Genomic DNA, 13119 nt, shown 5'->3' on the forward strand with positions numbered 1-13119 from the left:
AAAAGCGCAATTGCAAGATAAAAATATTAAGAAATTTATATTATTAAAATAATTATTAGTAAAATAAAATAATTTAAAAATACGAGTAGATAAGATTAAATAAGACACAATAAAAGAAGACAAAACTAGACTATATTGAACAAGGCTAAACAAAGCTAGAAAAGACTTGAGTAAATCAAACCTACCTGCAATTCTTAAAAAAATCGCTTAGAATCTGAACACACTCCGATTCACAAACAGAACCAAAAACTTGCGGATGCGAGCCAACATGAGGATCTCGCAGAATATCCCAAACAGATCCACATGCGCCAAGTTTTGAATCCCATGCGCCAAAAACAACACGCTTTATATGTGTTTGTAAAATCGCACCAGCGCACATAGGACAAGGTTCTAAAGTAACAACAAGCGTGCAATCACTAAGATTCCAAGACTTTTTACTCTCTGCTGCTTGCTTAATCGCAAGAACTTCTGCGTGAGAAAGAGGGTCAGAGTCTCGCTCACGAAGATTAGAGCCGCGGCCAATAATCACACCAGAACCATCTACAACAACAGCTCCAACTGGAACCTCTCCACAATCGGAAGCAACTTGCGCAAGTCGCAATGCCTCTTGCATTAGCGGAACATATTCGCGCGCGCACAAAGTCACATTAACCCCGAAGAAATATTGTGCAAAGCAAACCAAGAGCGAATATCGCCAAGTTCTTCCATATGAACGGCATGGTCAAGTCCGCGGTAACGCTTCTCTTCCAACCACGTATGTTCCTCAAGCCAGGCTGCAGCCGCCGAAAACTCGTAAGGAGGAATAACAGCATCATCCAAACCATAACCAAAGAAAACAGGCGTATTAAGATCTGCAAGAACATCATCATTAAGAGAAATATCCTTGGCAATATTAGGAGCTACAAAGCCAGAAAGCGCAACGGCTGCACGATAACGTTCAGGGTTAAGCCTGAGAATATGAACAGCAAGCGCCGCACCCTGCGAAAAACCAAATGGCACAACAGCGCGATCTTCAGGAACGTTCGCAGCAACCCACTCGTCAATTGCAGCAGCTGCAGCATACATATCTCGATCTAAGTCATCTCCCTGAGGAACAGCATCATGGAACCAGCTGTAAGCGCCTTGATCTAATCGAAGCGGAGCGCGCAAAGAAATCGCATCATTATAAGGGGCAACAACGCGCAGCAAATCAAGCAAATCATCCTCATTGGAACCCCACCCGTGCAGAAGCAAAAGAAGAGGTCTTGTAGCGTAAGCCGACGCTTCTCCGCGAGAATACTTAGCAGCGTTTACATGTAAATCTTCGCCGAATCTGCCTGGAACAACACTAGATTCGCGACCAGCATGTAGACCATTTGAAGCGCTTGCAGCAGAATCCTCACTGCCAAAATCGCCATTATTGTCGTTATTGTCAAACTCGCCGTTGTCGAACTCATCTGAGATCACACCGTTATGATTAGTCATATCTACAGCATACGGCACAGCTTTGGCATTTATAACCCTTGTAATCCGAACACTGCGCTAAACGCCTAAACGCTACATAAAAATTTAAACCCCGACCGTTTAAGTCGGGGTTTAAATTAAAGGAAAAAATATGAATAAGCTTTCGTGAATTACTTTTTAAGTTTTTCACTAATATTATGAAAACACATAATCCTTAGTGCTGCTAGTACGTTAGCTGATAAGTTCCTGAAAGTTTACTACTTTTCCCCTGATTTTTCTTGATATTCGTTGCTAATCTTACAAATTTAGACTTTCAAATCTAGATTTTCAACTCTAATCTTATAAATTTAATCTTCCAAATTTGCGCGATAGAAGTTCTCATAAGACCTAGATGGTGTTGGACCACGCTGACCTTGATAGTGAGATCCATTAACAGAAGACCCGTAAGGATTTTCGCAAGGAGAACTCAGCTTGAAGAAGCACATTTGACCAATCTTCATGCCTGGCCACAATTTAACTGGCAGAGTGCTAACGTTTGAAAGCTCCAAAGTAATGTGGCCTTCAAAACCCGGGTCAATAAAGCCAGCCGTGGAATGAGTTAAAATTCCAAGACGGCCAAGCGAACTTTTGCCTTCTAAGCGCGCAGCAATTGTGGAATCCAACTTCACATACTCCCAAGTGGAGCCAAGCGCAAACTCGCCAGGATGCAAAATCCAAGGTTCATCAGGGGCAACCGCAAACTGCTCAGTCAACTCCCCCTGATTTTCTGCAGGATCCACGTAGGTGTAAGCGTGATTATTGAACAATCGGAAGAATCGGTCGAGCCGCACATCAATCGACGCAGGCTGCACCATTTGTGGGGTCCATGGGGTCAAATCAATATGACCCTCGTCATGAGCTTTGAGAATGTCGCGATCAGACAACAGCATAACGTCAAATCTCCTTGCGATAAAACCGCGTAAAACAAACACTTAAATACACTAATATGCCAAGTGTAGCGCGTGCCGCGGTCGAAAATATTAGGCAGAAATTGCAACAGAAGATGCGCCTTTGCGCTTAGCAATAAATCGCAAAACGCACTTTCTTAACTCCGAAGCAATAAGCACAACCATTGAAAGCCCAAGGCACTCCACCCACTCCATAAAGTCGAGCGGAACTGTGCCAAACGGGCCATTAAGGAATGGTATATAAATTACAGCAAGCTGCAACACTACGGAAACTGCGATTGCACCCCAAAGCCAACGATTTGCGAACAAGCCAACAAACACGCTTTGCAAATGCGAGCGAGATGCAAGAGCATTAAGCATTTGAGCAAACACAAGAATAGTGAAGCCCATTGTGCGCGCGTGAGTCATTTGAGCTGCATGAGTTAAAACAGTTGTGGAGCGGTCTGTAAACAATCCGCCAGCCAAATGCATGTCCATGCCAATCAGCGTTATAGCTGCCATAATCACGCCAATAAACACAATGTCTCCCCACATTGGCTTATCAATAACGCTATCCGTAAGCCTTCGCGGACGCCTATTCATAACATCATCCGTTTGCGGATCAACACCCATTGCGAGCGCAGGAGCAGCGTCCGTAAGCAAATTAATCCACAAAAGCTGAGTTGCCAGCAAAGGCAAAGTTACACCTACAGAGTTTGGCTGCGTAATTCCCAAAGCGCCAGCGAAAACAACACCACCAAACACCGTGAACACTTCGCCAACGTTGGAACTAAGCAAATATCTCAAGAATTTACGAATATTGTCGAAAATTCCGCGTCCTTCGCGCACTGCTGCAACGATTGTAGAGAAGTTATCGTCTGCCAAAATCATCTTGGCAGATTCTTTAGTGACTTCCGTACCCGTAATGCCCATTGCAACGCCAATATCTGCCGACTTTACAGCAGGAGCATCGTTTACGCCATCGCCAGTCATAGCAACAATATTGCCTTGCCTTTGAAGCGAGGAAACAATCGCAAGCTTGTGTTCTGGAGCAACGCGCGCGTACACGCTCACTTTGCTAATCGCATCGTCGAAAGCAATGTTGTCGTCATCCCTAGAAAGCAACTCGTCAAGCTCATCGCCTGTAAGCGCATGCTCATCTTTTCCAATAATGCCAAGGTCACGAGCGATTCGAGCGGCAGTAAGTGGATGATCGCCAGTAATCATAACAGTTCTGATTCCAGCACGATGCGCTTGAGCAACGCTATCTCGAACTTCGATTCTAGGAGGATCAATAATCGCAACCATGCCGTTCCAAATCAAATCAGACTCCAAAACATCACTTTGTTCAGCAACGTCTGCGATTTGGCCGGCAGCGTTAGAAACCATGCCGTCAACTTTAGCTAAACTATCTACGCCAAGCGGCCTATACGCCATTGCAAGAGTGCGATACGCTTCGCCAGAGAGCTTTTCCACGTTTGCAAGAATCTCTTCGCGATCTCCGTCTGTAAGATGACGAACAGCGCCAGCAACTGCGATTCGCGTGCAATAAGAAAGCAAAACATCTGGAGCGCCTTTAGCGCAAACAATAAGATTTCCAGAATCCGAATTGTCTTTAACAACAACAGACATGCGCTTGCGCTCAGAAGTAAACGGCACTTCCGCAACGCGACTAAGATGCGCGTAACGCTTGTCCGCCTTGGTTTTGCGCGCCGCAACAATAAGCGAAACCTCGGTAGGATCGCCAACTGGCTGCCATGCGCCAGATGATTCATTATGGTTCAAATCGCCATCGTTTGCTAAATACCCAGAGCCGAGCGCTCCAATCACCTCTGTAGCTAGAGCTGGATGAACCGCCAAATCCGCATCTAAAGAATCCAGCAAAACCATTCGTCCCTCTGGCTTATACCCACTACCCGTAAGCTGTACTTGGCCGCTAGGCGTTATAACACGCTCAACAGTCATCTCGTTTCGAGTTAAAGTACCCGTTTTGTCGGAGCAAATAACAGATGCGGAGCCAAGCGTTTCTACAGACGAAAGCTTTTTTACAACAGCATGATGCTTTACCATGCGCTGCACGCCAAGCGCAAGAACAACCGTTAAAATAGCAGCCAAGCCTTCTGGAACAGCAGCAACAGCAAGAGATACCGAAAGAAGCAAAGAATCTATAACATCTTCAATAGTGCGGAATCCTTCAAGCGCCCACATAGACGCAAGCACAACGGCTGCAATAATACACACTGCGATTCCAAGAACCTTAGATACGCGAACCATCTCCTTCTCGAGAGGAGTGGCTTCTTCTTGCGCACTAGAAAGCATATCCGCGATTTTTCCAACCTGAGTTTTCATGCCAGTAGACGTGACGATTGCGCGACCAGTGCCTTGCGTTACGGCAGTGCCATTAAACACCATGTTTGTGCGGTCTGCTAAAGATTTTGGCGAAGCTAGAGTTTCTGGACGCTTGCTAACAGCAACAGATTCTCCCGTAAGGCTTGCTTCCGCAACGCGCAAAGAAGCGGCTGCAATAAGCCTTGCATCTGCAGAAACAGCATCGCCTTCGCCAAGAACCAAAATATCTCCAGGCACAACATCTGCCGTATCTATGCGCATAACTCGCCCATCTCTAAGAACAGACGTTTGTGGAGCGCTCATTTTTGCCAGCGCTTCAACTGCTTCTTGCGCGCGCGACTCTTGAATATAGCCCAAAACTGCGTTTGCTATAAGAATCACGATTATAACTATTGAGTCAAACGGCAGAACTTCGCCGCCACTTTCGCCACCATGTTGTGCGCGCTCAACAAACCATGCGATTGCGGAAATAATAGTAGCCGCTATAAGCAAGTAAACAAGCGGATCTTTAAACTGTTCGAGGAACCTCTTCCACGCTGGTGTTTTAGGAGCGCTAGCTAAAACGTTCGAGCCAAATTGCGCGAGCCTTTTAGCCGCCTCATCACTACTTAAACCCGTAGAAACGTTTACATTAAGCGAATTTGCAACATTTTGCACGTCTTGCAATGACGGATCTTTGGATTGATCGCTTTGATCAACCATATTTTCCCCCTTGGGAGCGCCGCGGAGTAGTCAATAATCAAAATTTTTACGCAAAGTTGACTCAAAATCTTGATTATTGCGCGGTTGTGGATTATTGCAATAACAATAATTAAGTACCGTTCTATTATGCCACATAAAGCGCCAAATACTAATGCCTCGCTAATGCAGCACCAAAGCATCGTCAATGCCTCGGGGGCATGTGAAAATAAGAATATGGCTATGAAAAAAGGACCGACCAAGGGGTCGGGTGGAAAACATCGTAATGCATTGCGCGGCAAGGGACCTACTCCTAAAGCAGAGGACCGCGTGTATCATAAGGCTTATTTCGCTAAAAAGGCTGCGATTAAGCGCACGTTTGCAGATCCACGTTTGGCAGCTAGACGCAGAGTAGATAAGTTGGGCACAGATAGCGACGAGTTGGTAATTGGGCGAAATGCAGCTCTTGAAGCTTTGCGCGTAGGCGTTCCTAGCACGCAGCTTTATGTTGCAAATCGCATTGAGCATGACGATCGCACGCGCGAAATCGTTAAGCTTGCTGGCATGCAAGGATTGCGACTTTTGGAAGCGGATCGCTTGGAAATGGATCGCATTGCTCACAGCACCAATCATCAAGGCATTATATTAAAAGTGCAGCCTTATCAATATTATTCGCTGCAAGAGCTTGTTGACCGCGCAGAAAAGAAGTCTCGCGCTATGGAGGCGGCGGATTCTGCAGCCGCTCGCATTAACGCACGCCCATTGTTTATAGCACTAGATGGAGTTACCGATCCACAAAATCTTGGTGCTGTTATTCGATCCGCAGCCGCTTTTGGCGCAAATGGCGTAATCTTGCCTGAGCGCAGAAGCGCATCTGTTACAGCTGCCGCTTGGAAGGTTTCTGCAGGCGCAGCAGCACATTTGCCTGTTGCTAGAGTTGTGAATTTAAACAAGGCGATTCAAGGTTTGCGCGAACGCGGATGGTACGCGATTGGTCTTGATGGCGGCGGCGACAAGCTTGTTGGCGAAACTGGTTTTGAAACAGATCCGCTTGTTGTAGTTCTTGGAAGCGAAGGCAAGGGCATGAGTCGCCTAACGCGTGAAGCTTGCGATGCTATTGCTGGAATCCCAATCTCTAGCGCTGTTGAATCGCTTAACGCATCCGTTGCAGCTGGAATCAGCTTGTATGCTGTTGCTAACGCTCGTAGGCTTGCCGCCTTGAGTCAAAATTAGTAATTAGCATTGCGAATTAAGAGTTAACACTCATGCGGATTTTTAAGCCACGCAATTTACAAGATTCACATAACGCGCGCACATTGGCTTTATTATTAGCTTTTGTTTTATACATTGCGATTATTGCAATCGTAATGTGTTTCCACGAACCTTGGTTTGACGAAGCTCAAAGCTGGCTGATTGCGCGCGATTCGTCGCTTACAGACATTATTAGCGTTAGACCCCATTACGAGGGTCACCCTCCTTTTTGGAATCTTTTGCTTGCGATTGCAGCTAAAAATAGCGTTCCATACGAGTTTGGAATTAAGGGTATTCAACTGGTTTGCGCAAGCCTACTGGGTGCGTGGCTTATTTTTAAGTCGCCTTTTAAAAGCGCAAGCAGCCTTGCAACTTTTCTTATTCCGTTTACTTATTTTGCTTGCTTCCAGTACGGTGTTACATCGCGACCATACGCTTTGCTTTGCTTAAGCTTGCTAGTAGCGGCACATTATTGGAATAGTGCGGATTCTAAGACTTCTAGCGCTTGGAAACTTGCGATTAGTCTTATGTTTATGTGCTTGCTTAGCGTGTACGGGATTGCGTTTGCTGCAGGCTTTACAATTGCTTGGATTTGGCGAGTTTTTAGCAAGAATATTAGCAAAACTCTTAATTTTAGCTCCATTCTTCACGCGATTAAAGCAACAATCGCATCAAATTGGGCGCGACTTATATCTTGGGGATTAATCGCCATTTTTGGCGCTGCAAACCTTGCTCTTGCATGGCCAGCAAAAAACGCATTCGCCACTCGCGCAACGATTGATGGCAATTCAACAATTGCAAAATGCTTCGCTTTTATATTCGTAATGCCTTCCGAAAGCATGTTTACAAGCTTTTATGGCGATATTTCAATGCGAAGAATGCCTTTTGACTTTTTGCCGATTACAATATGCACACTGTTTAGCCTTGCGATTTGGGCGTTTGCCATTAGAATCGCCAAGCGCAGAAAACTCCTTACAGCTCTTGTAATCCCTTATCTTGTCCTTACAATCGTAGCTGTTCGCTATTTTACGCTTCACCACGCAGGTCTAATATTTGTGTTTTTGCTTAGTGTGCTTTGGATTAGTCACATAAAAGAGCCGCTTAGCAGCAAGGATATTCCTGCGATTTTTGTTAAAATCGCCCCTACTAAATTCAGATTTATAAAAAACAAAGCTTTTAAAATCAACCTACTAATATCAATAATCCTTGCACCAAGCCTAATTTGGAACGCGTTTGCTTGCGTAAACGATATTCTGTTTGACTATTCGCCTTCTAGAGCTGTAGCACAATACATATCTAGTAATCACTTGCAAAATAAGCGTTTTGTAGCATCTTGGCTCCATAATTACGAGCAGGTTGACGAAAGTGGAAAAGTTATTTCTCACGAAGAAAACGACACTCACCAATATTCGTGGCTTTTAATAGGCGCAAACCCTTATTTTTCTAAAAATCTTATAGATTGCGCTTACGAAAACAAGACTTTTATAACGAATGAAAGCCCTACTGCAAGCCAGCAAGCACAAGAGTTGACGGATTGCGCTGCAAAGGGCGAGCCAGAATTTCTTGTTAGCGAATCCAGCCAGCCGTGGTACTACTTCTTGGCTTTAAACTACAACATTTCGCATTACAATGCGCACGCTGTTTCCAACGTTAAAACGTCTTGGAAGGCTCTTGTTTGGGAAAGCACTGCCACTATTTACGAGCGCAAGGCGCATATAAAATAGGCAAAAACGATTGTTTCGCAATCGCTAAAGCAGCTCAATCTTTGGATGCTCTGCTCTAAACTCGTTTGCGTGCGAATCGCTAGCATACCTAAGCGCAAATCCAGTTAAAAGCTCCATGTTTTCTGGAACATCAAACTCCGCGTCTAGCGGATCTCGCCAAGTAGCCAAAACTCCAAGCGGACAAGAGTCAACGCCTAAATCTTTAGCAGCAAGAAACAGCGTTTGTAGCATAAGACCTGCATCCATTGCAGCAAATGGCATAAAATCGCGTCTAGCTAAAACAAAGCCAATAACGGGTGCTCCAAAAGCCTCGAAATTTCTGCGCGTATGGGCGTTCCTAGCTGCAAAATCGTGCCTTTCGATTCCTAAATGCGAATATAACGCTAGACCGAGTTTAGCGCTTCGCTGCTTTAAATCGTCGGGGTACGGCTTTGCAACAGGAACGTCGCCATTAGGCGCTGATTCTTGAGCAAACTGAGCGCGCTCAGATTCGCTCAAACTCTTATCTTTGGCTTTAAGCATTGCATTGCACTTATCTAAATAAGCTTTCACAATGCGATCTTTTTTGCCACCTTGTGCAATCGCAAGCGCATAAGCTCTTGTGTTGCTCCAGCTTGGCGCAAGAGAAGCGGTGTGCAATATTGACTCTAAAATGTTTTGCTCAATCGGCTTGTTTAAAAAGTCGCGTGCAGAAAACCGCTCCGATGCAAGTTGGCCAAAATCTTTGTAAGTCATGCTATCAGTTTACCAGAAACCGAATGGGTCAAAAATGCCACCATCGTCAGAATCGTCGTCTCCGCCTCGAGGGAGCTGATCCAAAGGATCATCATCTCCATCTGAAGAATCGCCTCCATTGTTGTTCTGGCTCTTCTTATCGGAAGAATCAGGCTTTTTACTTCCGCGCTTCCTCAAGGATCGAGGGTCTTGACGAGTTGCGCCATTAACAGCAGCTTCTTCTTGGTTAAACTTGACTGTTAGATTGACAGTTCCGTTACCACGAACAACCGTTATTGTTGCCTTATCTCCCAAAGCGGTAGCGCGCACAAATCCCAAAAGCGAATAATTGCTTGTCACAGGCTTTCCATTAAACGCCACGATTGTATCTCCAGCACGCATTCCGCCTTTTGCTGCAGGAGCGCCAGGAGTTACAGACGCCACTTGAGCGCCGCCGCGCGTAATGTTATTTTGCGTTACGTTCACGCTTTTAACCATAATTCCAAGAGCAACGTGTTTTACAGAACCATTCTTAATAATCTCGTTTACTACGCGCTTAACAAGATTAGACGGAATAGCAAATCCAATTCCAATAGACCCTGCTGTGCCGCCTCTAGCAGAAGTTGCGGCAATAGAAGAATTAATACCGATTACTTTTCCAGCAGCATCAAAAGTTGGTCCGCCAGAATTACCAGGATTGATTGCAGCGTCAATTTGCACAGCATTTGTTACGATTTCCGAACGACTCTGATCATCCATAACGGAAACTGGGCGATTAAGCGCGGAAACAATGCCTGTTGTAGCAGTATCGTCGTAACCAAGAGGATTTCCAATTGCCATCACAGGTTCTCCAACAGCAAGAGCATCAGAATCAGCAAACTCAACTGGCTTTACGTTACTTGGTAAACCGTCTACTTTAAGCACAGCCAAATCGGTAGTTTTATCGGTTCCAACAAGCTTTGCCTTGTAAATCTGGCCATTAGATAGCGTTACTTGCAGCTGTTGCATTCCAGCAATAACGTGATTGTTTGTAACAACATGACCTTGCTTGTCGATTATTGCCCCAGAGCCTTTGCTCATATTCTTGTCATTGCGCGCCTGAATAGACACAACTCCGCCAGAAACGTTTTTAGCAACCGAACGCCAATCTGGAGATTGACCACCTTTTACTACTGCTGTTCCTTTTGAAGATGATTGTGTACCTACATCTGCAAGCGTTCCCGAACCTGGAATAGAAATTAGTCCTTGAGTGATAGCGAATGACATTACAACAACGCATACCACTGCAGAAATAATTGACGACACAATCGCCACTGTTATATTTGAGTTTTCTCTGGACTCTTTTCTAGCGCCACGCTTTTTGTACACTACATGTGGACCCTGATTTGGATTCTGATTTGAACCCTGATTTACGACCTGTACTTCGCCATGAACTGCATCATCCTGATTATCACCAGCATCGCTATCAGCAGCATCGCCATCAGCAGCATCATCACTCAAATCATAAGGATTCCCAAATCTAGAATTTTTAATATTGCCGCTATAGGGATCACCATAAGGCAAGAATGGATTATCCAAATTGTCATCCGAACGCGCATAATCTCCGTTAACTGTGTTTCTTGGCGATTCTTCACCATCATTAGCAGAAGAGTCGCCAGCAACCGAAGAGTTTGCAGAATTATTCTCATCGCTTCCGTCGCCAGTATTAACAGGACCATATGCACCATATTCCGGAGCAGGACGATAAATCTGAGGTTCACCCTGACTAGTCTGCTTAGTCTCCTCCGTCTGTGACTGTCCTTGTGAAGACTGCTCAGATTGCACTTCACTAGAATCATAGGCCTTAGAATCATAAATATCGTCAGCCATTAATCCTCCTTAAATCTTTTAACACAACATACTCTAATCTGATTACACGCATTCATACAAGTTAATATGAGATTTTTACGCGCTTTAATCTTTCTACACGCAAATAAAGCGTAAGTTAAAATCTAAGATTTAATTTTCTTACAATATGAGTTAAACGTTTTGCTCTTAAAATTACCTGAATATTTAGCCATATAATGCCGTATAAATACCATATAGTTACCGTATGAATACCGTAAAATTAGCTAGCGGTTTTTATAGAAAATACATAAACACGTAAAATTTAACGAACGGTTGCTGACGACTTTTCCGCTTACAATGCCACAACTTATGCGCATATCGTCATGCCTTCTAATAGAGTAAAAGGTATGACTAATCTTATTGAACACCCACGCGGAGCAGAGCCTGGTAAGCCTGGAGATCGCAATGAATTCTCGTTTACAACAAAAACGCGTTTGGAAAATACGGCGGACGGCAAGGGAAAAGATGGAGCTAGATACGGGCGTACAGGCGTGATTCGCACGCCTCACGGGGATATTCATACGCCTGCTTTTGTGCCTGTTGCAACTCAAGCCGCAATGAAGGCCGTGCTGCCAGAGTCAATAAAAGACTTGGGCGGCCAATGCATGCTTTCTAACGCATTCCACTTATATGAGCGCCCTGGTGAAGACATTTTAGACGAAGCTGGCGGTCTTGCAAAGTTTATGAACTGGGATGGCCCAACTTTTACGGATTCTGGCGGATTCCAAGTGCTTTCGCTTGGCGCTGGTTTTAAGAAAACTCTTGCAATGGACGTTACAGGCATGAAGTCCGACGATGTTATTGCAGAAGGTAAAGAGCGTATGGCATTCGTTGACGAGGATGGCGTAACGTTTAAGTCCCCTCTAAACGGCTCAATTCACCGATTTAGCGCAGAAATCTCAATGGGTATTCAACACAAGCTTGGCGCAGATATTATGTTTGCTTTCGATGAGCTTACAACTTTGATGAATACTCGTCGATATCAAGAAGAGTCCGTTGAGCGCACTTTCCGCTGGGCTAAGCGTTGTGTTGCCGAACACAAGCGATTAACCGAGGCGCGATTAGGAAAGCCGTATCAGGCGTTGTATGGCGTTGTTCAGGGAGCGAATTACGAGGATTTGCGTAGGCACGCGGCAGAGCAGATTGCTTCGCTCGACTTTGATGGCGTCGGAATTGGTGGAGCAATTGAAAAGCGCATTATTGGAGACACTTGCGCTTGGATCTGCGATGCTATGCCAGAAAATCGCCCTCGCCACGTGCTTGGAATTGCTGCAGTTGACGACATTTTTGCTTGCGTAGAAAACGGCGGAGATACGTTTGATTGCGTTGCCCCTGCGCGATGCGGCCGAAACGGCGCGATTTTTACTCGCCACGGACGATACAACGTAAAGCGCGCCGAATTTAAGCACGATCAGGGACCGCTTGAAGCTGGATGCGATTGCTACACTTGCACGCATTATTCGCGCATGTATGTTAGCCATTTACTGCGCGCTAAAGAGATGAACGGATACACGCTTGCTACGATTCACAACGAGCGATTCTTTGTTAAGCTTCTAGACGACATTCGCGCGTCGATTGACGGCGGATATTTTGAAGAGTTCCGCGATGAATCGCTTGCGCACTACTACGAAAATGGATCGCGCTGATAATTTATCTGGTGTTGCGCGCTCCTTGCTTGGTATTGCGCGAGGTTTGAGTATTTCTCTCCTCGCAAGTGACGCGCTCCTTTACGGTGGTCTTATGAACGTTAATATTCCAAGGCCTCAGTATGGCGCTATTTATTGCTCGTAGAGAAATACATCAAACCTTCTGGATATCTAGAACTTTTGCGTGTTTTTCATCACCGAGATTCTCGATTTTTCTTGCTCTCTCGGCGAGTCACCACCTTCGGCGCTGAGGCTCACCTCGCTCGCGGCGAAAAAACTCGAATCTCTACCACACTTGGTGACGCTATTTGAGCAAATTTGTAACAACACACTAGAAGCGTATTTGCTAAACGTCTGCAAATATGGTAGCTTTGTGGTCTGTATGCGAACGTGGCGGAATGGTAGACGCGCTGTCTTCAGGTGGCAGTGAGTGTATACTCGTGCGGGTTCAAGTCCCGCCGTTCGCACTCTTTAAGAACGTTGATTTTTCGACGTTCTTTT

At 45.3% G+C, this 13119-nt stretch carries 9 protein-coding genes and 1 tRNA gene; 4 read left to right on the top strand and 6 right to left on the bottom strand.

Annotated elements, in window-relative coordinates:
• Nucleotides 1-181 precede the first annotated feature (181 nt).
• The 4 genes from HXT55_RS00275 to HXT55_RS00290 all read right to left on the bottom strand — a co-directional run bounded on the left by HXT55_RS00275 (nucleotide 182) and on the right by HXT55_RS00290 (nucleotide 5420).
• The gene (locus tag HXT55_RS00275) at nucleotides 182-613 is read right to left on the bottom strand and encodes a nucleoside deaminase (protein ID WP_042711297.1); all 432 of its coding nucleotides are present in this window, start codon (nucleotides 611-613) and stop codon (nucleotides 182-184) included.
• A 29-nt stretch (nucleotides 614-642) separates the two neighbouring features.
• Nucleotides 643-1464 (bottom strand): alpha/beta hydrolase, encoded by an 822-nt coding sequence (locus HXT55_RS00280; protein ID WP_020759756.1) that lies wholly within the window; start codon nucleotides 1462-1464, stop codon nucleotides 643-645.
• Between the two features lie 326 nt (nucleotides 1465-1790).
• On the bottom strand, nucleotides 1791-2372 hold the full coding sequence (gene dcd, locus HXT55_RS00285) for a dCTP deaminase (RefSeq protein WP_014554278.1): 582 nt from the start codon (nucleotides 2370-2372) through the stop codon (nucleotides 1791-1793).
• A 90-nt stretch (nucleotides 2373-2462) separates the two neighbouring features.
• Nucleotides 2463-5420 (bottom strand): cation-translocating P-type ATPase, encoded by a 2958-nt coding sequence (locus tag HXT55_RS00290; protein WP_421792200.1) that lies wholly within the window; start codon nucleotides 5418-5420, stop codon nucleotides 2463-2465.
• Nucleotides 5421-5633: 213 nt separating this feature from the next.
• Between HXT55_RS00290 and rlmB the strand changes: the two genes are divergently transcribed.
• On the top strand, nucleotides 5634-6629 hold the full coding sequence (rlmB, locus tag HXT55_RS00295) for a 23S rRNA (guanosine(2251)-2'-O)-methyltransferase RlmB (protein WP_019261477.1): 996 nt from the start codon (nucleotides 5634-5636) through the stop codon (nucleotides 6627-6629).
• A gap of 32 nt (nucleotides 6630-6661) precedes the next feature.
• On the top strand, nucleotides 6662-8371 hold the full coding sequence (locus HXT55_RS00300; protein ID WP_285085068.1) for an ABC transporter ATP-binding protein: 1710 nt from the start codon (nucleotides 6662-6664) through the stop codon (nucleotides 8369-8371).
• A 24-nt stretch (nucleotides 8372-8395) separates the two neighbouring features.
• Here HXT55_RS00300 and HXT55_RS00305 read toward each other — a convergent pair whose 3' ends face one another.
• Together HXT55_RS00305 and HXT55_RS00310 are read right to left on the bottom strand one after the other, a co-directional pair.
• A complete protein-coding gene (locus HXT55_RS00305) occupies nucleotides 8396-9106 on the bottom strand; it encodes a nitroreductase family protein (RefSeq protein WP_421792202.1) in 711 nt (236 codons plus the stop codon).
• A gap of 9 nt (nucleotides 9107-9115) precedes the next feature.
• Nucleotides 9116-10954, bottom strand: coding sequence for a S1C family serine protease (locus tag HXT55_RS00310; protein WP_421792204.1), 1839 nt, complete (start codon nucleotides 10952-10954; stop codon nucleotides 9116-9118).
• Between the two features lie 341 nt (nucleotides 10955-11295).
• On the opposite strand from HXT55_RS00310, the gene tgt reads away from it, so the two are divergent.
• Both tgt and HXT55_RS00320 read left to right on the top strand, forming a co-directional pair.
• On the top strand, nucleotides 11296-12618 hold the full coding sequence (gene tgt / locus HXT55_RS00315; protein WP_004137640.1) for a tRNA guanosine(34) transglycosylase Tgt: 1323 nt from the start codon (nucleotides 11296-11298) through the stop codon (nucleotides 12616-12618).
• Nucleotides 12619-13002: 384 nt separating this feature from the next.
• Nucleotides 13003-13085, top strand: a tRNA-Leu gene (locus tag HXT55_RS00320).
• Nucleotides 13086-13119 lie beyond the last annotated feature (34 nt).

The sequence above is a fragment of the Gardnerella sp. KA00718 genome (assembly GCF_049244285.1).
GTDB classification, from domain to species: Bacteria; Actinomycetota; Actinomycetes; order Actinomycetales; family Bifidobacteriaceae; genus Bifidobacterium; species Bifidobacterium vaginale.